The 20,987-nt window shown below is 73.7% G+C and carries 19 protein-coding genes and 1 pseudogene; 11 read left to right on the top strand and 9 right to left on the bottom strand.

What is annotated here, in order from left to right:
- Positions 1-12: 12 nt before the first annotated feature.
- Positions 13-1,785 carry an FG-GAP-like repeat-containing protein gene (locus tag CP980_RS05290; protein WP_167535794.1) on the top strand — a complete coding sequence of 591 codons (1,773 nt, stop codon included), beginning with the start codon at positions 13-15 and terminating at the stop codon, positions 1,783-1,785.
- 108 nt (positions 1,786-1,893) lie between these two features.
- Positions 1,894-2,103 (top strand): hypothetical protein, encoded by a 210-nt coding sequence (locus CP980_RS35005; RefSeq protein WP_167535793.1) that lies wholly within the window; start codon positions 1,894-1,896, stop codon positions 2,101-2,103.
- On the opposite strand, the gene gndA is transcribed toward CP980_RS35005, so the two are convergent.
- Positions 2,100-3,542 carry an NADP-dependent phosphogluconate dehydrogenase gene (gene gndA / locus CP980_RS05280; protein ID WP_132754465.1) on the bottom strand — a complete coding sequence of 481 codons (1,443 nt, stop codon included), beginning with the start codon at positions 3,540-3,542 and terminating at the stop codon, positions 2,100-2,102. The genes CP980_RS35005 and gndA overlap by 4 nt on opposite strands.
- Positions 3,543-3,727: 185 nt before the next feature.
- Between gndA and CP980_RS05275 the strand changes: the two genes are divergently transcribed.
- On the top strand, positions 3,728-4,996 hold the full coding sequence (locus CP980_RS05275) for a transglycosylase family protein (RefSeq protein ID WP_132754463.1): 1,269 nt from the start codon (positions 3,728-3,730) through the stop codon (positions 4,994-4,996).
- On the opposite strand, the pseudogene CP980_RS05270 reads toward CP980_RS05275, so the two are convergent.
- Positions 4,940-5,857, bottom strand: a pseudogene (locus CP980_RS05270) (DMT family transporter); the annotation flags it as partial. The gene CP980_RS05275 and the pseudogene CP980_RS05270 overlap by 57 nt on opposite strands.
- A gap of 259 nt (positions 5,858-6,116) precedes the next feature.
- On the opposite strand from CP980_RS05270, the gene CP980_RS05265 reads away from it, so the two are divergent.
- Positions 6,117-7,610 carry an SDR family NAD(P)-dependent oxidoreductase gene (locus CP980_RS05265; protein WP_132754461.1) on the top strand — a complete coding sequence of 498 codons (1,494 nt, stop codon included), beginning with the start codon at positions 6,117-6,119 and terminating at the stop codon, positions 7,608-7,610.
- Between the two features lie 61 nt (positions 7,611-7,671).
- Here CP980_RS05265 and CP980_RS05260 read toward each other — a convergent pair whose 3' ends face one another.
- Positions 7,672-8,199, bottom strand: a complete 528-nt coding sequence (locus CP980_RS05260; protein ID WP_150530134.1) for an HD domain-containing protein — start codon at positions 8,197-8,199, stop codon at positions 7,672-7,674.
- Between the two features lie 346 nt (positions 8,200-8,545).
- On the opposite strand from CP980_RS05260, the gene CP980_RS35000 reads away from it, so the two are divergent.
- Positions 8,546-8,722, top strand: coding sequence for a hypothetical protein (locus tag CP980_RS35000; protein WP_165937214.1), 177 nt, complete (start codon positions 8,546-8,548; stop codon positions 8,720-8,722).
- Positions 8,723-8,914: 192 nt separating this feature from the next.
- Positions 8,915-9,898: an NAD-dependent epimerase/dehydratase family protein gene (locus tag CP980_RS05255; protein ID WP_150492771.1), complete on the top strand. Its 984-nt coding sequence runs from the start codon at positions 8,915-8,917 to the stop codon at positions 9,896-9,898.
- On the opposite strand, the gene CP980_RS05250 is transcribed toward CP980_RS05255, so the two are convergent.
- The 3 genes from CP980_RS05250 to CP980_RS05240 are packed head-to-tail and all read right to left on the bottom strand — an operon-like array spanning position 9,884 to position 12,743.
- Positions 9,884-11,323, bottom strand: a complete 1,440-nt coding sequence (locus CP980_RS05250; protein WP_150492770.1) for a lipase maturation factor family protein — start codon at positions 11,321-11,323, stop codon at positions 9,884-9,886. The genes CP980_RS05255 and CP980_RS05250 overlap by 15 nt on opposite strands.
- Positions 11,324-11,343: 20 nt before the next feature.
- Positions 11,344-11,877: a DUF1990 family protein gene (locus tag CP980_RS05245; RefSeq protein WP_132754455.1), complete on the bottom strand. Its 534-nt coding sequence runs from the start codon at positions 11,875-11,877 to the stop codon at positions 11,344-11,346.
- Positions 11,874-12,743: a YndJ family protein gene (locus CP980_RS05240; protein WP_150492769.1), complete on the bottom strand. Its 870-nt coding sequence runs from the start codon at positions 12,741-12,743 to the stop codon at positions 11,874-11,876. Before CP980_RS05240 ends, CP980_RS05245 begins: the two co-directional genes overlap by 4 nt.
- Positions 12,744-12,946: 203 nt before the next feature.
- Between CP980_RS05240 and CP980_RS36335 the strand changes: the two genes are divergently transcribed.
- Genes CP980_RS36335 through CP980_RS05220 form a run of 4 tightly spaced genes read left to right on the top strand, consistent with a single transcriptional unit; the run spans position 12,947 to position 17,767 of the window.
- A complete protein-coding gene (locus CP980_RS36335) occupies positions 12,947-14,329 on the top strand; it encodes a DUF6777 domain-containing protein (protein ID WP_150492768.1) in 1,383 nt (460 codons plus the stop codon).
- A 7-nt stretch (positions 14,330-14,336) separates the two neighbouring features.
- Complete coding sequence (locus tag CP980_RS05230; protein WP_150492767.1) at positions 14,337-16,400, top strand: SpoIIE family protein phosphatase; 2,064 nt, start codon at positions 14,337-14,339, stop codon at positions 16,398-16,400.
- Positions 16,401-16,448: 48 nt separating this feature from the next.
- The gene (locus CP980_RS05225) at positions 16,449-17,309 is read left to right on the top strand and encodes an Fpg/Nei family DNA glycosylase (RefSeq protein ID WP_150492766.1); all 861 of its coding nucleotides are present in this window, start codon (positions 16,449-16,451) and stop codon (positions 17,307-17,309) included.
- A gap of 26 nt (positions 17,310-17,335) precedes the next feature.
- Positions 17,336-17,767 (top strand): hypothetical protein, encoded by a 432-nt coding sequence (locus CP980_RS05220; RefSeq protein WP_150492765.1) that lies wholly within the window; start codon positions 17,336-17,338, stop codon positions 17,765-17,767.
- A 19-nt stretch (positions 17,768-17,786) separates the two neighbouring features.
- Here CP980_RS05220 and CP980_RS05215 read toward each other — a convergent pair whose 3' ends face one another.
- Together CP980_RS05215 and CP980_RS05210 are read right to left on the bottom strand one after the other, a co-directional pair.
- Entirely contained in the window at positions 17,787-18,251 is a 465-nt protein-coding gene (locus CP980_RS05215) for a hypothetical protein (protein ID WP_132754763.1), read from the bottom strand.
- Between the two features lie 201 nt (positions 18,252-18,452).
- Positions 18,453-18,992 (bottom strand): sigma-70 family RNA polymerase sigma factor, encoded by a 540-nt coding sequence (locus tag CP980_RS05210; protein ID WP_132754443.1) that lies wholly within the window; start codon positions 18,990-18,992, stop codon positions 18,453-18,455.
- Positions 18,993-19,269: 277 nt separating this feature from the next.
- Here CP980_RS05210 and CP980_RS05205 point away from each other — a divergent pair, with 277 nt between their 5' ends.
- Entirely contained in the window at positions 19,270-20,484 is a 1,215-nt protein-coding gene (locus CP980_RS05205) for a CapA family protein (protein WP_150492764.1), read from the top strand.
- Positions 20,485-20,511: 27 nt separating this feature from the next.
- Here the strand turns inward: CP980_RS05205 and CP980_RS05200 are convergent, their stop codons facing one another.
- Positions 20,512-20,973 carry a universal stress protein gene (locus tag CP980_RS05200; protein ID WP_150492763.1) on the bottom strand — a complete coding sequence of 154 codons (462 nt, stop codon included), beginning with the start codon at positions 20,971-20,973 and terminating at the stop codon, positions 20,512-20,514.
- Positions 20,974-20,987: the final 14 nt, after the last annotated feature.

Genomic DNA, 20,987 nt, shown 5'->3' with positions numbered 1-20,987 from the left:
CTGGAGCCCTACATGTACAAGAAGAAGTCCGGCGCGATCTCGTTGGCGCTGGTCAGCGGCCTGACCGTGACCGGTGCCGCCATATCGGCGCCAACAGCCCTGGCCGCCGGGCCGGCCGTGCGCGTCGCGGGTGCGGGGGAGGCGCCCGTCGCCGCGCAGGCCTGGACCCACGTGTCGAAGAAGAACCCCACCCGCTCGTACTGGAACGCGGCCGAGGAGCTCCGGGCCGGCAACGAGGGCTCCGCCGCCCAGGGGCTGACCCGCTCGTACGTCCAGCTGGACACCTCCCGCCTCAAGGGCGCGACGGTGAACTCCGCGACCTTCCGGATCGCCAACACGGGCGCGCCGTCCTGCACGGCGAAGCCGGTCGAGCTGTGGAGCACGGGCGCCGTGTCCGCCACGACCACCTGGAACAAGCAGCCCGCCAAGGGCGTCAAGCTGTCCACCGTGAGCGCCGCGAAGGGCCGTACGAACTGCGCGGCCGGCGAGCTCGCGTTCGACGCGACCGCGCTGATCAAGGAGGCGGCGGCGAAGAACCTCGCCACCGTCACGGTCGGCCTCTTCGCGGCCGACGAGTCCGACACCGGTGCCTGGAAGCGTTTCGCGCCGACGAGCGTGAAGCTCGACGCGGACGTGGCCCGGCCGGCGCCGCCGGTCATCGCCTCCGCCGAGTACCCGGACGGCAAGGACGGATGGCCCGCGCAGACCGGCACGGCCGGCACCGCGGGCACGTTCACCTTCGGCACGGGCGCTTCCGCGAACATCGAGAAGGTCGTCTACTGGACGGACTTCGCGCCCGCGCAGGCCACGGCGGCGCCCGGCGCGGCCGTCTCCCTCACACCGCCCTCCGAAGGCCCGCACTCCGTCTACGCGTACAGCGTCGACAAGGCCGGCCTCCGCTCCGACACCGCGACCTACCTGTTCTACGTGAACAAGCGCCCAGGCGGTCCCGACCGGGCCGGCGACCTCAACGGCGACGGCCTGCGCGACGTGTGGAGCCTCGGCGCCGACGGGCGGCTGCGGTTCTCCGCCGGCCGCGGCGACGGCACCTTCGCGCCGGCCGTCGACGGCGGGATCACCCTGCCCGCAGGCGCGAAGGCCGTCGCGAGCGGCGACTGGTCCGGCCGCGGCCACAACGACCTCGTGGTGATGGAGTACAACGAGGTCGCGCGCAAGAACACGCTCTGGGTCTACCCGAACCCCGGCACCGGTGTCGTCCGGGACGAGCGCACCGAACTGACCGTCACCTGCCCGGTCGCGGATCCCGACCTCGGCTGCGAGAGCGGCGACGACCACTGGCACGACGCCGAGGACATCGTCGACGCGGGCGACCTCAACGGGGACGGCGTCCCCGACCTGCTCGTGAAGCGGGGCAAGGAGCTCTGGGCGTACTACGGCAACGGCATGAGCCTGCTCGACGCCACGGCGCCGGTCCTCGTCGGCGGCGCCGACTGGGACGCCCACACGGTGGTCGTCCCGGGCGACACGAACGGTGACGGCCTCGCCGACCTGTGGCTGCGCGACAACGCCTCGGGCGACGTGTTCGCCGTATACGGGGTCAAGGGCGCGGACGGAAAGCCGGACCCCGCCGCCTGGGGAGTGACCGCGAACCGGGTGAAGATCGGCTCGGGCATCGCCCGGGCGGCCTACCCGGTCCTCGGGTCGAGCGGTGACCTCACCGGCGACGGCGCGGCGGACCTGTGGGCCGTCACGGCCGACGGGAGGGCCGTCGCCTTCCGCGGCGGCGCCGCGGGCCTCGACGGGATCCCGGTCTCCGGGCGCTGATCCCCGACGCGTACGACGGCGCCCCCGGCAGCGAAGAGCTGCCGGGGGCGCCGTCCTCGCCGGGCGTACGGGGGGCGTAGCGGGGCGGATGCGGGGAAGGTGGGGGGCATGGTGCGAAACGTAGAGATGACGGAACCGCCCGTGCCCGAGCCGGACCCCGTGCCGCCCGGGCCCGGTCCCCGGCCCTTCCCGGATCCCGAGCCGATCCCGCGGCCCGTACCGCCCGTGCCGGGGCCGGTGCCCGAGCCGGACCCGATCCCGCCGCCGCCCGGGCCCGCGCCGATCCCGCAGCCCGGGCCGCTGAGCGGCACCCCCTAGGCCGTACGGACCTCCGAGCGGTCGCCGCTCCAGAGGGTGTGGAACGTGCCCTCGCGGTCGGTGCGCCGGTAGGTGTGGGCCCCGAAGAAGTCCCGCTGGCCCTGGGTGAGGGCCGCCGGGAGCCGCTCCGCGCGCAGCGCGTCGTAGTACGCGAGCGAGGCGGAGAAGGCCGGCACCGGGATGCCGTGCGACACCGCCGCCACCACGACGGCCCGCCAGTCCTCCTGGGCCTCGCCGATCTCCTGCGCGAAGCCGGGGTCCGCCAGCAGGCTCGGCAGATCCGGCTGCGCGTCGTACGCCGTACGGATCCGGTCCAGGAACGCCGCCCGGATGATGCAGCCGCCGCGCCACAGCGAGGACACCGCGCCCAGGTCCACGCCCCAGCCGTACTCCTCGCTGCCCGCCTGGATCTGGTGGAAGCCCTGCGTGTACGAGACGATCTTCGAGGCGTACAGGGCCTGCTCCACCTGCGCGGCGAAGGCGTCGGCCGCCTCCGCCGGCAGCGGCGCGGCCGCCGGGCCCGCGAGCCCCCGGGCGGCCTCGCGCAGGTCCGCGTGGCCCGAGACCGCACGGGCGAAGACCGCCTCGGCGATCCCCGACACCGGAACGCCCAGGTCCAGCGCGATCTGCACCGTCCAGCGGCCGGTGCCCTTCTGCTCGGCCGCGTCGGCCACCACGTCGACGAACGGGAGCCCGGTCTCGGCGTCCGTGTGGGCGAGGACCTCCGCCGTGATCTCGATCAGGTACGAGTCCAGCCGGCCCCGGTTCCACTCGCGGAAGGTCTCCGCGATCCGCGCGGGGGAGTAGCCGGCGACGTCGCGCAGCAGGTGATAGGCCTCGGCGATCAGCTGCATGTCGGCGTACTCGATGCCGTTGTGCACCATCTTGACGAAGTGTCCGGCGCCGTCGGGGCCGACGTGCGAGACGCACGGGGTCCCGTCCTTGGCCTTCGCCGCGATCTTCTCCAGCATCGGGCCGAGGGATTCGTACGACTCGGCGGAGCCGCCCGGCATGATGCTCGGGCCGAGCAGCGCCCCCTCCTCGCCGCCCGAGATGCCCGCGCCCACGAAGTGGATGCCCTGCTCGCGCAGCTCCTTCTCGCGCCGCCGGGTGTCCTCGAAATGGGCGTTGCCGCCGTCGATGATGACGTCGCCCGGCTCCAGCAGCGGGGCGAACTCGTGGATCACGGCATCGGTCGGCTCACCGGCCTTCACCATGATGATCAGACGGCGCGGCCGCTCCAGCGCGTCCACGAACTCCTTCGCCGACCCGGTGGCGACGAAGTCACCCTCGTGCCCGAACTCCTCCACCAGGGCGGTGGTCTTCGCGGCCGTGCGGTTGTGGACCGCGACCGTGTAGCCGTTGCGGGCGAAGTTCCGGGCGAGGTTGCTCCCCATCACCGCGAGCCCGGTGACGCCGATCTGGGCGGTGCTGCTCATGCATGCGCTCCTGAGTGCTTCGATGTGCGGGTGGGAACGACGCTACAGGGACCGGAACCGCCGAAGCCGTCCCGCCATGCGAAAGAATGTCAACTTCCCCCGGCGTGCGCCCTGTTGCGCCCCTTGTCATGCCCTGATCCCGCCGTTAGGTTGTGCGGTTCCTGATGTCTTCAATGGGGGCTCCCATGGGTGTACGGGGCCGGCACCGCCGGTACGTGCCGAGCAGCATCAACCGCGCCTCGCTCGTCGTCACCGCCGGTGGCGCAGGGCTCGCGCTCCCTCTGATCGGCGCCGGAACCGCCCAGGCCGCCTCGGTGGACACCTGGAACAAGGTCGCGGACTGCGAGTCCACCAACAACTGGCACGTCAACACCGGGAACGGCTACTACGGCGGGCTCCAGTTCAGCCAGAGCACCTGGCGCGCCTTCGGCGGCACCGCGTACGCCGCCCGCGCCGACCAGGCCACCAAGGACCAGCAGATCGCGGTCGCCGAGAAGGTCCTCAAGGGGCAGGGCCCGCAGGCCTGGCCGGTGTGCGGGAAGCAGGCCGGGCTCTCGCGCAGCGGCCCCGCGCCGGCCGTCTCCGCGCAGGGCGGCCAGGGCCAGGGACAGGGGGTGAAGGTCCAGGTCACGGTCAAGGAGGCGGCGCCCGCCGCGCCGGCCACCACGCCCCGCCCGACCGGCACCTCGGTCCTGCCCAACCCGTACGTGGTCGCGCCCGGCGACTCCCTCTCGGCGATCGCCACCGACCAGCACGTCGAGGGCGGCTGGCAGGCGCTGTACGAGACCAACCGGGCCACCGTGGGCAGCGATCCCAACCTGATCTTCCCCGGTCAGCGGCTCACCCTGCGCGTCACCACCGCACCGGCCCCGCCGCCCGCGCAGAACCCGCAGAAGCCGCCGCGGACCGCCGAGCCGGTCAAGCCCGTGGAGCCGAACGCGCAGAAGCCGGAGCAGAAGACCGCAGGGAAGGCGGAGCAGAAGCCCGCCGCGAAGCCCGCGCAGAAGCCTGCCCCCGCACCCGCCTCAGCGCAGCAGCAGCCGGCCTCGGGCGGCTTCGTCGCCCCCGTGGACGCCTCCCTCGGCACCGCCTACCACGTGGCCGGTTCGTCCTGGTCCAGCGGCTACCACACCGGCGTCGACTTCCCGGTCGCCACCGGAACCTCCGTCAAGGCCGTCGGCCCCGGCTCCGTCGTCTCCGCCGGCTGGGCGGGCGCGTACGGCTACCAGGTCGTCATCCGGCACGCCGACGGCCGGTACTCCCAGTACGCCCACCTCTCGGCGCTCGGGGTCAAGGCCGGGCAGCAGGTCTCCGGCGGGCAGCGCATCGGCCGCTCCGGCTCCACCGGCAACACCACCGGACCGCACCTGCACTTCGAGATGCGCACGTCCCCCGGCTACGGCTCCGACATCGACCCCCTGAAGTACCTCCGGGGCCGCGGCGTCAGCATCTGACCCCCGTACGTGCGGCGGCACGACCGCGAGCAGGATCAGGCCGGCCGCCGCCAGCAGGGCGCTGGCCAGGGCCGCCGCCGTGCCCGCCGCCCCGAACCGGAAGCCCTCGTCGAACAGCGAGATGCCGACGGCCGCCGCGACCACGGGATTGACCACGGTCAGCGTGGCCAGCGGCGCGGCCAGCCCCGCGCCCCGGTAGGCGGCCTGGGAGAGCAGCAGCCCGCCCGCGGCCAGCACGGCGATCGCCGCCAGATCGGGCCACATCGAGCCGAGCGGGCCCGCGGAGAAGGCGAGGTCCTCGGCGCTCTCGGCCACCGACTTCGTGAAGACGGAGGCCATGCCGAAGGCCGTACCGGCCGCGACGGCCAGCAGCACGCTGCGCAGCACCGGCCGGTGCGCCCGGTGCATCCGGTGCGCCGCCAGGGCCAGCGCTGCCACCCCGGCCCCGGTCACGATCAGCAGCAGGCTCCGCTCCCCGCCCGACAGCGGCTGGTCCGCGGCGCCCTCCCCACCGGTCAGCGCCAGCAGCCCGGCCAGCCCCACCGTGGCGATCACCGCGCCGCGCCAGGCCGCGGCACCCGCCCGGCGGTGCACGAAGAGGGCCGCCATCGGCAGGGCGAACACGATCGTCAGCGCGCCGAGCGGCTGGACCAGGCTCAGCGGGCCGTACGCGAGGGCCACCACGTGCAGCAGGGCGCCCAGGCCGTTCAGCCCGACCGCACACCACCAGCCGGCCCGGCGCAGCGGCGCGGACGGCCGGTCGGGGGTGGTCGCCGCGACCTGCTCCTGGACGATCGCGCCGCCCGCGTACGCGAGGGCGGACACCAGGCAGAGCAGGACCGACAGCGCAAGGGCACTCATGATTTCCACAATGCCCCACCCCAGCGGCCTATTCCTCCCCCTACAGGTGGTCACCAGTCATACCCCAGGCATACTCCGGGAGGAGTACAGGCACGGCCGCGGCACCGGCCGGACCCTGCCCACGGTGACGCTCCCGTCGCGGTGCGTGAGAAGCCGGGCAACGGGTTTGGTTCCGGGCGCGTCGCATCCGTACAGTGGCGGTTTTGAGGACTTCCGCAGCAGGCGGACGCGGACGAGTGAGCAAGGAACGGCAGCGGCCATGACGGTGACCGAAGACAACCACGTGAGCGCGGACGACCACGCCTACGGGCCGGGCATCGACCCCGAGCGGCTGGCGCTCTGCCTCAGCGTCCTGGAGGAACTCGACAAGATCGACGTCGACCACCCCGACGCCATCACCGTACGCCGCGCGACCGCCGGCCTCTACCGCACGGTCAAGCAGCGCCGCCGCCAGGAGCGCCGCGCCGCCAAGACCGCCAACGACAAGGCCGTCACCGAGGCGACCGCGACCGGCTCCGCCGAGCGCATCGACGACGAGACCGAGGGCATCCTGCCCTCCTCGGTCACGGAGGCCGGCCGGATCGCCGGGATACTCCAGCGCCCGCGCTCCTGCTACATCTGCAAGACGCGGTACGTCGAGGTCGACTACTTCTACCACCAGCTCTGCCAGCCGTGCGCCGGCCACAACCGCGCCAAGCGCGAGGCCCGTGCCGACCTCAGCGGCAAGCGCGCGCTGCTCACCGGCGGCCGGGCCAAGATCGGCATGTACATCGCGCTGCGGCTGCTGCGCGACGGTGCCCACACGACGATCACCACCCGCTTCCCCAAGGACGCCATCCGCCGCTTCAAGGCGATGGAGGACTCGGCGCAGTGGATGCACCGCCTGGAGGTCGTCGGGATCGACCTGCGCGACCCGGGCCAGGCCGTGGCACTCGCCGAGCAGGTCGCCGCGGCCGGTCCGCTCGACATCCTGATCAACAACGCGACGCAGACCGTGCGCCGCCTGCCGACCGCGTACGCCGCGCTGGTCGAGGGCGAGAGCGCCCCGCTGCCGGCCGGCGAGCTCCCCGCCCACCACGTCATCGGCGCGTTCAACTCCGGCGCGGTCGACGGCCTGGCCGCCCTGCCCGTCGGCGTGAGCGGACTCGACGCGCAGAAGGTCGCCGACCTCGCCCTCGTCGCCGGCAACGCGAGCATCGAACGGCACCTCGACGGCACCGCCATCGACGCGGGCGGCCTGCTGCCCGACGTGGTCGAGAGCAACACCTGGGTCCAGACCATCGACCAGATCTCCCCGGTCGAGCTGCTGGAGACCCAGCTGTGCAACTACACCTCGCCGTTCATCCTGATCAGCGCGCTGCGGCCGGCGATGGCCGAGGCCGCCCGCAAGGCCTCCAGCGGACGTGCGTACGTCGTCAACGTCTCGGCGATGGAGGGCGTGTTCAGCCGCGGCTACAAGGGCGCGGGGCACCCGAACACCAATGCCGCCAAGGCCGCGATGAACATGGTGACGCGGACCAGCGGCCAGGAGATGTTCCAGGCCGACGGCATCCTGATGACCTCGGTCGACACCGGATGGATCACCGACGAGCGCCCGCACTTCGACAAGCTGCGCTTGGCCGAGGAGGGCTTCCACGCCCCGCTCGACCTGGTCGACGGCGCGGCCCGCGTCTACGACCCCGTCGTGCGCGGCGAGGCCGGCGAGGACCTGTACGGAGTCTTCCTCAAGGACTACGCGCCCGCCAACTGGTAGGCCCGTCCCCCGCGCGCGTCCGTGCCCCGGTCCCCTTCGAGGGGGCCGGGGCGCGGTCGTCTCACGGCGTGCGCCCGTACGCCCGCGCCGCCACCAGTTCCAGCACCGGACGCCAGTCCTCCATCACGCCCGCGTCGAGCCCGACGACCTTGCCCGCGTCATCCGCTTGGCGCAATGTCACCGCCGCTTCCGCGTCGGGGTCGGCGGCGAAGGCCCTGACCTCCGCCTCGTCCATGACCCCGCCCTGGGCCCGCAGGGTCAGCGCGCTCTGCGGGGACAGGGCCCGGTCGGGCTCCACGGCCGCCAGGTAGCGCTTGGCCGGCACGTGCAGCCGTACCAGCCGGGCCACCCGGTCGCCGAGCAGCGGACGGACCGCTTCCGCCGCGTGGTCGGCGTGTCCCGCGTCGTCCCCGGGGAAGAGCAGATGGCCCAGGTCGTGCACGAGGCCTGCGACTTGGAGCTCTTTGTCGAACGGATGCGAGCGGCGCAGCAGTGCCGCAGTCTGGAGCCCATGATCGTGCAGATCGACCGGATCCCCGCTGCGGTCGGGCGTGTCCCACGCGCCGCGGCACGCGAGCAGGAGCTCCATCAGCTCCTCGACGCCGTCGACCCCCGGCACCTCCGGCACTCCGGACCTCGCCGCCACCGTCGCTCCCTCCGCCGCCCGTACTCCGCTCGTGCTGCCGGCGTCGAGCAGACCATCCGACACGGTCCCGTCGGCGTACGACTTCCTGAATTCGCGGCGAAATCAAGCCGTCGAGCGGATTTTGCCAATCCATCGAGCGGGGGCGCGCTCATATGTGTACTCTGAGTGGCACACATCGGCCGTATCCAGGCCACGCTCCACCACGGCGCCACCGCGTCCGGAAACCCTTTATCCCTTGTGCCCGGCGCGCGGCTCGCGAGCCGGGTTACGCGACACAAAGGAGTGCGCGGTGACAGACACGACGACGAAGTCCGAGGAGAAGCCGAGGACGTACCAGGGGGCGCGGTTCCGCACCCGCGTCGACGAACTCGGGAGCCTCGAAGTCTGGGCCCGGTCAGCCCCGATCCGACTGGCCGGCTACGAGGACGACCTGGCGGAGCCCCACATCCTGCCGGGCATCGACTAGACCCGGCCTGGCCCCACCGACACGCGCGCCCCCGAGCCGACCGGCGACCGGGGGCGCGGTGCCGCGGTGCCGCGGTGCGCGCCGACCGCGCGCGGACGGCGCGGAGTTCCCGGCCGCCGTACGCCGTGAGCGTCATCGCTGTCGGCGATCAAGGCTTCCGGCCGGCCCCCCGGCCCCGGCACGCTGGCCCGCATGAAACTGCTGATGCTGGGCGGCACCGAATTCGTCGGACGCGCGATCACCGAGGACGCCCTGGCCCGGGGCTGGGACGTCACCGCTTTCCACCGCGGCCACCACGCCCCGCCCCCGGGCGCCCGCGCCCTGCACGGCGACCGCACCACGCCCGGCGGCCTGGACTCCCTCGCCGCGGGGGAGTGGGACCTGGTCGTCGACACCTGGAGCGGCGCCCCCACCGCCGTACGCGACACCGCCCGGCTGCTCGCCGACCGGGTGGGACGGTACGCGTACGTCTCCACCCGTTCCGTCTACGCCTACCCCGCCCCCGCCGGGCTCGACGAGGAGAGCCCCCTCGTGGAGGGCTCGCCCGACGCCGGCCCCGTCGGCTACGCGCAGGACAAGCGGGGCGGTGAGCTCGCGGCCGAGGCGGCCTTCGGGGAGCGCGCCCTGCTGGTGCGCGCGGGCCTGATCCTCGGTCCGTACGAGAACGTCGGCCGGCTGCCTTGGTGGCTCAACCGCGTCGCGCGCCGCGGCCCCTTCCTCGCCCCCGGCCCGCGCGACCTGCCGATCCAGTACGTCGACGTACGCGACCTCGCGCGCTGGACCCTCGACGCCGCCGGGGCCGGCCTCGGCGGTGCCTACAACCTGGTCTCCCCGCCCGGCCACGCCACGATGGGCGGCTTCCTCGACGCCTGCGTCGCCGCGACCGGCGGCGTCGCCGAACCCCGCTGGACGGACGCCGCCGCCATCCAGGCGGCCGGCATCGAGCCCTGGACCGAACTGCCGGTGTGGATCCCGGAGGGCGAGGCGCATGACCACATGTTCCGCGCGGACGTCGGCAAGGCCCTGGCGGCGGGTCTGGTGTGCCGCCCCGTCGAGGAGACCGTGGCCGACACCTGGGCCTGGCTGACCTCGATCGGCGGCGAGGCCCCCCAGCGCCCGGACCGCTCGGCCAAGGGGCTCGCGCCCGAGCGGGAGGCGGCGCTACTCGGGCTCTGAGGAGGCGGCCTCGGCGAGGCGGGTGGGCGGCAGGTACTCGCGCAGCAGCGTGCGGTGCCACCAGGCGCCCGTCTCGCGCAGCTCCCGCCAGGTGGTGAAGCGGTAGCGGTACAGGCGGGCCCGTACGTAGAGCGGCGGGGCGTCCGGGAACGGGTTGTGGCGCAGCAGCCGCAGGGTGTCCCGGTCGCCCGCCAGCAGCCGCTCCACGAACGGCCCGAACCAGTCCCGCGCGTAGCCGGGGGAGAGGGCCGCGAACCACATCAGCCAGTCCAGGCGCAGGTGGTACGGGGCGAACTGGCGCGGAATGCTGCGCAGATCACCCGGTTTGCCCTTGAACCCGTACTCCCGCCACTGCCCGTCCTCCCGCGGTACCGGCTCCGCCGTCCCCTCGACCACCACCTCGTCGCGGATCCGGCCCACCGTGCCGAAGGCCCCGTACGTGTTGACCAGGTGCAGGGAGTCGAAGGAGCGGTTCATCACCTGGCGCCGGGAGACCATGTTGAGCACCGGATGCCGGCTCAGCACCAGCACCAGCACGGTCACCGCGCACACGAGAGCGGCGAACCAGAGCGGCGCCGCCCGCGAGGCGGCGGCCGGCGGCGGGCCCGCGAGCCCGGTGAAGTCGATCGCCGGGAGCGCCACCGTGATGGTGATCCAGTTCAGCCAGGCGAAGTTGCCCGACAGGACCAGCCACAGCTGGGTCGCCACGATGATCCCCGCCGCGTACGAGGCGACCGGCTGCGGGGTGAACAGCAAGACCGGGACCACCAGTTGCGTCACGTGGTTGGCGGCGCACTCCACCCGGTGCACGGGCTTCGGCAGATGGTGGAAGAACCAGCTCAGCGGCCCCGGCATCGGCTGCGTCTCGTGGTGGTAGTAGAGGCAGGTCAGCCGGCGCCAGCAGGGGTCCCCGCGCATCTTGATCAGCCCCGCGCCGAACTCCACCCGGAAGGCCACCCAGCGCAGCAGCCACAGCACCAGCACCGGGGGCCCGGTCCGGGCGTTGCCGAGGAAGACGGCGAGGAAGCCCACCTCCAGCAGCAGTGACTCCCAGCCGAACGAGTACCAGGTCTGGCCCACGTTCACGATCGACAGGTACAGCAGCCACAGCAGCGCCCACATCCCCATGGCGGCGCCCAGCGGAACGAGGTCCCCCGCCCCCGCGGCCAGGGCCGCGGCCACCGCCGCGCCCACCCAGGCACAGCCGGCGAAGAGGCGGTCCGAATAGCGCAGTTGGAACAGGCTCGGGGCGCGCCGCAGCGGCACGTACCGCACGTAGCGCGGCACGGGCAGCATGCCGTGCGCCCCGATCAGCGCCCGGAACTGAAGGGCGGCCGCGACGAAGGCGAAGAGGTAGACGCCGGCGAGGGCCCGCTGGAAGACCAGCCGGCCGAGCCAGTAGCCGGGCGCCGTGAACCAGTCCATCCCCTCCAGTATCGGGCGGATCAGGCCGCGGCGGCCAGCTTGCGCACGGTACGGCCGAGCCGGCGGGCGTAGCACCGCTGGAGGAAGGGGATCACCGGGCCCGCGAGCCGGGTGTACCAGGCGGCCGGGCGGCTGAAGGCGGTCACCTCGAACCACACCGTGCCGTCCGGGTCCCGGAGCACCATGAAGGACTCCTCCCCGCACGCCGGGTGCCCGGCGAGCGTCCCGTACGCGAAACCCGTGCGCGCGGGCTCGTACGCCGTCCAGATCACCTCGCACGGGGCGCTGATCCGCAGCGGCCCGAGGCCGATCCCGACCACCACCCGGCTCCCGGGCCGGACGGCGCCGTGGCCGGCCCGGACGAGCATGCCCGAGGCCCGGTGGGCGCCGAAGGTGGTGACGGCGGTCCCGGCGGCCTCGAAGGCGGCCTGCCCGTGGCCGATCCGCGCGCGGTGGTGCAGGTGGTGGTACCCGGCGGGCAGTTCCCGGCGCCGCGTCGCGCCGCGGTCGGGGTAGTTGACGCTGTCACGGCCGGTGCTGAGGAGGCGGGTCACGGCGTGGTCTCCGTTCGGTCGAGGGTCAGCCGGCGCCAGGCCAGCAGTGAGCACAGGGCGAAGCCGAGCGCGTTGCCGAGACCGTGGGTCGCGGCCATCCAGGTCAAGGTGGGGTGCACGAGGCCGGTGGCCTCTCCGAGCGCCCACCACAGGGCGAGCAGCATGGTGGCCACCAGTGCGGCGGCCGAGGTCGCCAGCAGCGCCCCGGTGGTGCGGTCGCGGGCGCCCGGCCGTACATCCCGCCAGGTCAGCAGCGCCACGGCCCACATCCCGCCGGTCAGCACCACCGCGCCGGCCAGCTCCGCCCAGTCGTCCACGAAGTAGCCGAGCAGGACCAGCAGGGTCCCGCCGGGGACGCTGTACGCGGCCCAGCGCGCCAGGGCGCCGGAGCCGGGTACCGCCCTGGTGGCCCGGCAGACGAGCCCGGCGACCAGGGCGGCGGTGAACCCGGCGAAGTGGAAGTGCGGCACGGTCAGGGCCAGGACGTCCAGGTCGAAGCCGAACAGCCGGTACCCGGCGCGTTCGGCGACGAGGGCGGTCCCGGCGACCGAGGGCGCGAGCAGCGCCGTGAGCACCGCGGCCTCGGCCGGGGCGAGGGGACCGGCTCCGGCGGCCGGACTCCGCACGGTGCGCAGCAGCCGGACCGCGGCCCGCGCCACGAGGGAGAGGGTGGCGGCGGCGTAGAGCGCGGCGAGCACCGTGGCCATCGCGCCGCGCGGCAGCCAGAGGCACACGGCCCCGGGGGCCGCGAGCAGCGGCCAGATCCGGGCGGTGCCGCGCAGGGCCACCGGGTCGATCAGGCGCAGGCCCGCGGGGATCACGTAGAGCATGCCCAGGGTGACGATCAGATGCACCAGTACCGTCACCGTGGACTCCCCTCCGCGCGCGGCCGAACGCTTTGAACGCGTTCAACTCACGGTCGTGACCTTACGAGATTCCTTGAACATGTTCAAGACGCACCCCCCGCATTCCGCCGGCTCCGCCCCCGCCCGTGCGCGCCGCTCCGGTTGCGGTGCTCCCGGGGATGCGGCAGACAGGAGGGAGCAACCGGGGCGAAAGGGAGATTCACGTGCACGTACCGACACCTCGTCAGGCTCCACGCCGTCATACACCGGTCCGCGCCGCCCTCTTCACGCTCCTCGGTCTGCTCGCCGCGGCGTGCGGCGCTCCCGAGGAACCGCAGAGCGCGGCTGGCCCGGAGAGCCAGGAGGTCCTGCTCCAGCCCGTGGGCACGGCCGGTCCCGACCCCTTCACCGCCTCCTCGGCGACCGCCGAGTCCGCCCCCGCGCAGCCTCCGCTGCCCAACCCGGCCGGCCAGGGCATCCGGACCGTGGGCGCGGCCACCCCCGGCCTCTACGCCGGCACCAAGCGGCTCGGCAGCTGCGACGTGGAACAGCAGCTGCGCGCCCTCACCGAGGACGACGCCAAGGCCAAGGCCTTCGCCGAGGCCGTCTCCGTCGAGACGGCGAAGCTCCCCGAGTTCCTGCGCGGCCTGACCCCCGTCGTGCTCCGCGCCGACACCCGGGTCACCAACCACGCCTTCCGCGGGGGTCGCGGCGAGGCCTTCCAGTCCGTCCTCCAGGCCGGCACCGCCGTCCTCGTCGACGACCACGGCATGCCCCGGGTCCGCTGCGCCTGCGGAAACCCGCTCCAGGCGCCGCGCGCTCCCAAGGGCTCCCCGGCGCTCAAGGGCGAGCAGTGGAGCGGCTACCAGGCCCAGCAGGTCATCGTCATCGAACCGACCCCGCACCCGATCAAGAGCCTGGTCCTCGTCAACATCGCCGACAACACGTGGATGGAGCGCAAGACCGGCGACGACGGGGCCCAGGACGCCACCCCGCAGCAGGTCCCCGCGTTCGACCCGGCGAACGGCATCCCCACCGGCCCCGTGACCCCGCCCGCGGCGGCCGCGCCCGAACCGTGCGCCCCGCCCGAGACGGACGCCGGCGCCGGGACGAACGGCCTGACCAGAACGGCCCCGCCGGCCCCGCCCAAGCCGCCGGCGGGTCCCGGCGCGCTCCCGGCCCCCGAGGCCACGGACTGCGTACCGGCCCACGGCGAGCAGGCCGGGCCGGACCAGCAGGCAGCCCCGGACCAGCAGGCGCGGCCGGACCGGCCCGCCCAGCCTTCCCCGGCGGCCCCGCAGCAGCAGCGCCCCGGGCAGCCCCCGGCCGCCCCGCGGCCCGACGCACCCGCGAACCAGCAGGGCGACGTACCCCCGGACGCCCTCGGGGACCAGGGGCTCCCGCAGGAGGCCGACGGCTCCCGGCCGCTCCAGCCCGACCAGGGGGACCCGTTCGCGCAGGGGGACCCCTTCACCCAGGGCGACCCCTTCGGCCGTGGCGACGACCCCTTCGCCCCGTCCGGCCAGGACGCCCCGTACGACCCCTTCGGCGGCCCCGACCGGCAGCAACCGCCCGCGAACCCGGCCCGTTCCTTGGGGAGCGCCTGACCGGCCCGTGTGTCATGGTGGATCGGTGCCGACCACCGTATCGCTGCCGGACGACTGGCCCGCACACCCGGACCGGTCGCTCTCGCTGAACCGCATGGGCAGTTTCGACTGGGACCTGGAGACCGGTCTCCTGCACATGGACGCAGCGGCCCTCGACGTGTACGACATGATGCCCGGGGAGTACGACGGCCGGCCCGAGTCCCTGGGCCCGCGCGTCCCGCCCGCCGAGGCGACCCGGCTGGACGCGCTCGTCTCCAGCGTCCTCAAGAGCGGCGAGGACAGCTACGGCGCGTACTTCCGGATCCGCACCCAGGACGGGCGGCTGCGCTGGACCCACACCCAGGGCCGCGTCATGCGCGGCGCCGACGGCCGCCCGTTCCGCGTCATCGGCATCGTCCGCGACGCGACCGAGGAGCTCAGCCACTCGGCGGAGCGCCTCGGTCTCGACGAGGAGCGGCGCCGCCAGACCTCGGTGGTCGAGAGCACCACCGCCGCCCTCGCGCACGCCCGCACCGTTCGGGACGTCATCGACGTCATCGGCGACGCGCACGGCCTGGAGCGGCTCGGCTCGATGGGCATGGTGATGGGTCTGGTCGAGGCCGGGCGGATCCACCTCGTGGCCGAGGGGCCGGAGGACAGTTTCGTCCCCGGCACCCGCTACACCCGGATCGACGAGCAGTACCCGATGAGCGAGGTCGTGCGCTCGCTCCAGCCGCGGTTCCTCGACTCCGCGCAGGAGTTCGCCGAGGGCTACCCCGACCTCTGGGCGAAGATCTCGTACATGGAGATCTCGGCGGCCGCCTACCTGCCGCTGATCGCCCAGGCCCGCCCGATCGGCGCCATCGGCCTGCTCTACCAGGACAAGGACGGCTTCACCCAGGACGAGCGGAACCTGCTGATCGCCCTGGGCAGCAGCATCGCGCAGAGCCTGCAGCGGGCGATGCTGCTGGAGCAGGAGCACGACCTGGCGGAAGGCCTCCAGCAGGCGATGCTCCCGCGCCGGATCCCGTCCGTGCCGGGCGCGGAGATCGCCGTACGGTACCGCTCCGCCCGGATGGGCCAGGACATCGGCGGCGACTGGTACGACGTCGTCCCGCTGCCCGGCGGCCGGGTCGGGGCCGTCATCGGCGACGTCCAGGGCCACGACACGCACGCGGCGGCGGTCATGGGCCAGCTGCGGATCGTGCTGCGCGCGTACGCGGCCGAAGGGCACGCGCCGGGCACGGTCATGGCCCGGGCCTCCGTCTTCCTGCACGAGCTGGACACCGACCGCTTCGCGACCTGCACCTACGTCGAGGCCGACCTCTCGACGGGCGTCCTGCAAGTGGTCCGCGCCGGGCACATCGACCCGCTGCTGCGCACCCGGGACGGGGACTGCCGGCGCCTCACGGTGGAGGGCGGGATGCCGCTGGGCCTGTCGGCGGAGTTCGGCCGCCTGGAGTACCCGGTGACCACCGTGGAACTGGACCCGGGGGAGACCCTCGTGCTGTGCACCGACGGCCTCGTGGAACACCCCGGCGCGGACCTCGACGACGGGATCCAGCTCCTCACCGCGCTGATCCGCAGCGGTCCGGCCGACCTCGCGCGGCTGGCCGACCGGCTGTGCGGAGTGGTCGACGAGCGCGGCGGCGACGACGACATGGCGCTGCTCCTGCTGCGCCGCCAGGCGAAGGAGGCCCCGCAGGGCGGCGGCCGCCTCCAGCAGCACGTGGCCCCCGGGGACCCGGAAGCCCTGGTCGCGGCCCGCCACATGATCGGCGCGGCGGTGCGGGCGTGGGGCGCGCGGGAGCGGGCCGACGAGATAGAACTCGTCGCGGACGAGCTCATCGTGAACGCCCTGATGCACACGGAGGGCCCGGCCATCGTGACCCTCCGGGTCCTCGCGGGCCACGAACGCCGCCTTCGCGTCGAGGTCGAGGACCGTTCCAGCGCCCTCCCGCGCCGCCGCGAGGCGGGCGAATCCGGAGTCTCGGGCCGCGGCCTGATGCTGGTGGACCGCCTGGCGGACGTCTGGGGCGTGGAACCCCGGGGCGGCGGCAAATGCGTCTGGTGCGAGTTCGTGATGCCCTGAGCCCGCGCCCGGGTAGCCGGGGCGCGCCCGGCGGGAGAGGGTGGGGGTATGCCCGAGTTGCCCGAGGTCGAGGCCCTGCGGGAGTTCCTCGACGAACACCTCGCCGGGCGGGTGGTGGAGCGCGTCCTCCCGCTCGCCGTCAGCGTGCTCAAGACGTACGATCCGCCGCTCGGCGCCCTCGAAGGGCAGCAGGCCGGGGCCACCGCCCGCCACGGGAAGTTCCTGGCGATCCGGATCGGCGAGCTCCACCTCGTCACCCACCTGGCCCGGGCCGGCTGGCTGCGCTGGCAGGACGCCCTGCCCGACAAGCCTCCGCGCCCGGGCAAGGGGCCGCTCGCCCTCCGCGTCGCCCTGGAGGGCGGCGGCGGCTTCGACCTCACCGAGGCCGGGACGCAAAAGCGCCTGGCCGTGTACGTGGTGCGCGACCCCCTGGAGGTGCCCGGCATCGCGCGCCTCGGCCCCGACCCGCTCGCCGACGCCTTCGACCGGGACGCGTTCGCCGCGCTGCTCGCGGGGGAGCGGCGGCAGATCAAGGGGGTGCTGCGCGACCAGAGCGTCGTCGCGGGCATCGGGAACGCGTACAGCGACGAGATCCTGCACGCCGCGAAGGTCTCTCCCTTCAAACTGGCCGCCTCCTTCGACGAGGAGCAGGTCACCCACCTGTACGAGGCTGTCCGGCGGACCCTGGCCGAGGCCGTCGAGCGGGCGCACGGGGTGGCCGCCGGGAACCTCAAGGCCGAGAAGAAGAGCGGGCTGCGCGTGCACGGCCGGGACGGGGAGCCCTGCCCGGTGTGCGGGGACACCGTCCGCTCGGTGTCGTTCGCCGACTCCTCGCTCCAGTACTGCCCGACCTGCCAGACGGGGGGAAAGCCGCTCGCCGACCGCAGGCTCTCCCGCCTCCTCAAATGACCCGCGCCTGCGTAGACTCCGGCCCCATGGCCGACCCGCAGCAGCCGCACCCGCAGCAGCCGCACCCCCTGCCGCCGCCCCGGCGCGAGGTCGTCACGGGGGTGCCCCGCGCCGCCCGCCGCCGCCCGCCCGCGCACACCCCGGCCCGCTCGGAGATCTCCGAGCAGACCACTCTGGGCGCCACGTACGTCCGGGCCCTGATGCGCAGCCAGCTCCGGGCGGGGCTGGGCGCGCTGGGTGTCCTCGCGCTGCTCGTCGGGACGCTGCCGGTGCTGTTCAGGCTGTCGCGCTCGGCTTCGGGTCCGCTGGTCTGGGTGACGCTCGGCCTGGTCGCGTACCCGGTGATGTGGCTGATCGCCCGGTGGTACGTCACCCGGGCCGAGCGCAACGAGGCCGATTTCACCGGGCTGGTGATGGATCCGGCCGAGGCGCCGGGCCCCTACCGGCCGCCCGGCTGATCCTTCCCGGGGGGTTCCCTCAGAAGAGGTGCATGGCCAAATGGCCCAGGGGCAGGCCGAGTTGCCAGGCCGGCGTCCACACCCGCGCGTTCTCGTCGAGCGCCGGCGGGGTGTCGGCGTAGCCGGGCCGGGCCGGGTCCAGGTTGGTGGCGAACAGTTCGGTGCGGTCCAGCCAGCGCCAGGCCGCCCGGGCCAGTTCCAGGTCCGGGGCCTCGCCGCCGCCGCGCTCCCTGGCCTCCTCGCCCAGCGCCAGGAACCGGGTGTCCACCCAGTCGCGCCAGGGGTGCCCGTACGCCGTCAGCGACAGCCATTCGTCGAGCTGCGACACCACCCGGATCCCGGAGAGTTCGCCGGCCGCGTCGGAGAGGTAGATCGTCAGCGCGAGCGTGTCCCGCCCGGCGCGGAATTCCAGGGTACTGACCGGGATCAGCCGGCCCGTGCGCAGCAGTTCGTCGGCGATGTACTCGGCGTAGAGCCATGCCATGGGCACCGCGAGCCCGCCGTCACTGGTGCCGTTCGTACCCTCGGGCTGCACCGTTCCACCTTCTCCCGCGCGTCGAGCTTCCCGTCGTCAGCCATGAGCCTTCACCGAGCGACGCGCGGAACGGGGAATGTTTACCCAACTTGAACGCTCTGAGGCCGATTTCGATGCGTTTTGTGTCCGATCCGCGTGCATTCGGTTCGTTCAGGCGCCGAGGCCGTACCCGTATCCCTGGAGCCCCTTCCTCAGGGCGCGCAGGGCGTAGTACGTACGGGATTTGACGGTTCCGGCCGGAATTCCGAGCTCCGCCGCGGCTTCGGCCACCGAGCGGTCCTGGAAGTAGACCTGCATGAGCACCTCGCGGTGCTCCGGACCGAGCGAGCCCACCGCCCGCCGGACGTCGATCGCCGTGACCGAACCGGCCACCGCGTCCTCGGGCGCGGGCGCCTGCTCCAGCCCCTGCGGGTCCACCTCCTGGGGGCGCGACAGCCGCGCCCGGCGGGCGTCGATCGCGAGCCGGCGCGCCACCGTGAACAGCCAGGGCCGCATGGATTCGTGAGCGCTCTCAAGGACCTCGGGGTGCTGCCACGCGCGCACCAGCGTCTCCTGTACGAGGTCCTCGGCGCGCTGCGCGTCCCCGGCCGTGAGCCCGAGGAGGAAGCCGAACAGGGCCCGCCCGTGGTCGCGCTGGAGTTCGGCCAGCGCCTCGGGGTCCGTGCGCGGGAGGGTGGGGGAGAGGGGCACGAGTGGCTCCTTCCTGGGTCCGTTCGGCTCCGACGCACCCACCCTCACCTGCACGGAGCGCCCCGGGAACCGTCCGGTCCGGCCGTTGCGCCCAAGCGCCCAGGTCATCCGGTGGGCGGCCGCGCCCGGCGGTGAACGGTCGAGCGGCGCGGCGAACGGCCACCCGGGTGAGGGCCGGTGCCGCGAGGGCGCCCCGTGGAGCCGACGGCCGACTGGTGACGTCCCCCTCTATGAATTACAGATGGTCAGATAGTCCGACTAATGAGAGCTGGCTCAGATGACCAAGCACACCCGGCAGGCCCTCGCGCTCCTGTCGGCTGCCTTGCTGGCCGTGGCCGCTGCGGCCTGTTCCTCCGGCAAGGACCCCGCGCCCGCCCGCCTCGGCAACTCCCGCGCCCCCGCCCCGTCCACCGGCTCCGGGGGCAACTCGCCCCCGGCCGCCACCGCCGCCAAGGGCTTCACGCTGGTCGCCTCCGGCGACGTACTGCCCCACGAATCGGTCATCAAGCGGGCGGCGGCGGACGCGGGAGGCGACGGCCACGACTTCAGGCCGATGTTCTCCCTGGTCAAGCCGGTGGTCTCGGCCGCCGACCTGGCCCTGTGCCACATGGAGACCGTGTACGGCGAGGACGGCGGCCCGTTCACCGGCTACCCGGCCTTCCAGTCCCCGCCGGAGGTGGCCGACGGACTCAAGGACGCCGGGTACGACGGCTGCTCCACGGCCTCGAACCACACCCTGGACGCCGGTTCCGAGGGGCTGAAGCGCACCCTGGACAAGTTCGACGAGGCCGGGCTGAAGCACGCCGGCTCGGCCCGTACGGCGGCCGAGGCGGCCACACCGACCATGTACACGGCAGGCTCGGCGAAGGTCGCGCACCTGGCGTACACGTACGACACGAACGGCTACCCGATGCCCGAGGGCCAGCCGTGGGCCGTCAACCTGATGGAGAAGGACAAGATCGTCGCGGATGCGCGGGCGGCCCGGAAGGCGGGCGCGGACGTGGTCCTCGTCAGCGTGCACTGGGGCACCGAATGGCAGACCGAACCGGACGAGAAGCAGCTCTCGCTCGGCAAGGAGCTGACCGCCTCGCAGACCGGCGGACGCCCCGACATCGACATGATCCTGGGCACCCACGCGCACATCCCGCAGGCGTACGAGAAGGTCAACGGGACCTGGATCGTCTACGGCATGGGTGACCAGGTCGCCGGCGAGATGTTCAACTACTCCGGCGCCCGGGACATGCGCGGCAACTACGGCTCGATCGGCCGCTTCACCTTCGCCCCGCCGGCCGCCGCGGGCGGCCGCTGGCAGGTCACCAAGGCCGAGTTCGTCCCGCAGATGATGGACCTGTCGGCCGGGAAGGTCGTCAACCTGCCGGCCGCCCTCGCCCAGGACCCGGGCGACGAGGAGTACGAGAGCGCCCAGAGCGAGATCCGCGAGGCCGTCCTCGGCCGCGGCGCGGCCAAGGACGGCCTGACGATGGCCAGGTAGGGCGCGGTCCGCCCCGGCCGCCACCGGTCACGGAACCACCGTGACCGGCCAGCGGCCCGCCTTGACCAGGCGCACCGCCACCGAGCCGACGATCCGGTGCCCGGCCTGCTCCGAGGCGCCGACCACCACCGCGTCCGCCTTCAGCTCGTCCGCCGCGCCCACCAGCCCCGCGTACGGGTCCCCGCGGAAGGTGTGGAACTGCCAGCGCACGTCGTAGACGCCCCTGACCCGCTCCGCCGCCTCCCGGATCTCTGCCACCAGCCCCTCGGCGATCTCCCCGGTGGTGTCGGCCACCGGCGCGCCCAGCGAGGCCCCGGCCGGCATCACCGGCTGGACGTACACCAGCGCCAGCAGCGCGTGCTGGCGCCGGGCCAGCCCCGCCGCGTACGCCGCCGCCCGCAGCGAGGACTCCGACCCGTCCACCCCGGCGAGGATCACCTTCGGACCGTCCGTACCGCGTTCGAATCCCGTGTTCACGTGCTCAGTCACGTCATCGAGGTTAT

The organism is Streptomyces vinaceus (genome assembly GCF_008704935.1).
Lineage (GTDB): Bacteria > Actinomycetota > Actinomycetes > Streptomycetales > Streptomycetaceae > Streptomyces > Streptomyces vinaceus.
The sequence above is the reverse complement of the archived record's forward strand: the minus strand, read 5'-3'. Positions and strand labels throughout refer to the sequence as shown.

Bases quoted from the DNA above. Each gene is read 5' to 3' on its own strand.
- CP980_RS05290 (WP_167535794.1), top strand. From the start codon at position 13: ATGTACAAGAAGAAGTCCGGCGCGATCTCGTTGGCGCTGGTCAGCGGC.
- CP980_RS35005 (WP_167535793.1), top strand. From the start codon at position 1,894: ATGGTGCGAAACGTAGAGATGACGGAACCGCCCGTGCCCGAGCCGGAC.
- gndA (WP_132754465.1), bottom strand. From the start codon at position 3,542: ATGAGCAGCACCGCCCAGATCGGCGTCACCGGGCTCGCGGTGATGGGG.
- CP980_RS05275 (WP_132754463.1), top strand. From the start codon at position 3,728: ATGGGTGTACGGGGCCGGCACCGCCGGTACGTGCCGAGCAGCATCAAC.
- CP980_RS05265 (WP_132754461.1), top strand. From the start codon at position 6,117: ATGACGGTGACCGAAGACAACCACGTGAGCGCGGACGACCACGCCTAC.
- CP980_RS05260 (WP_150530134.1), bottom strand. From the start codon at position 8,199: ATGGAGCTCCTGCTCGCGTGCCGCGGCGCGTGGGACACGCCCGACCGC.
- CP980_RS05255 (WP_150492771.1), top strand. From the start codon at position 8,915: ATGAAACTGCTGATGCTGGGCGGCACCGAATTCGTCGGACGCGCGATC.
- CP980_RS05250 (WP_150492770.1), bottom strand. From the start codon at position 11,323: ATGGACTGGTTCACGGCGCCCGGCTACTGGCTCGGCCGGCTGGTCTTC.
- CP980_RS05225 (WP_150492766.1), top strand. From the start codon at position 16,449: ATGCCCGAGTTGCCCGAGGTCGAGGCCCTGCGGGAGTTCCTCGACGAA.
- CP980_RS05220 (WP_150492765.1), top strand. From the start codon at position 17,336: ATGGCCGACCCGCAGCAGCCGCACCCGCAGCAGCCGCACCCCCTGCCG.
- CP980_RS05215 (WP_132754763.1), bottom strand. From the start codon at position 18,251: ATGGCATGGCTCTACGCCGAGTACATCGCCGACGAACTGCTGCGCACG.
- CP980_RS05205 (WP_150492764.1), top strand. From the start codon at position 19,270: ATGACCAAGCACACCCGGCAGGCCCTCGCGCTCCTGTCGGCTGCCTTG.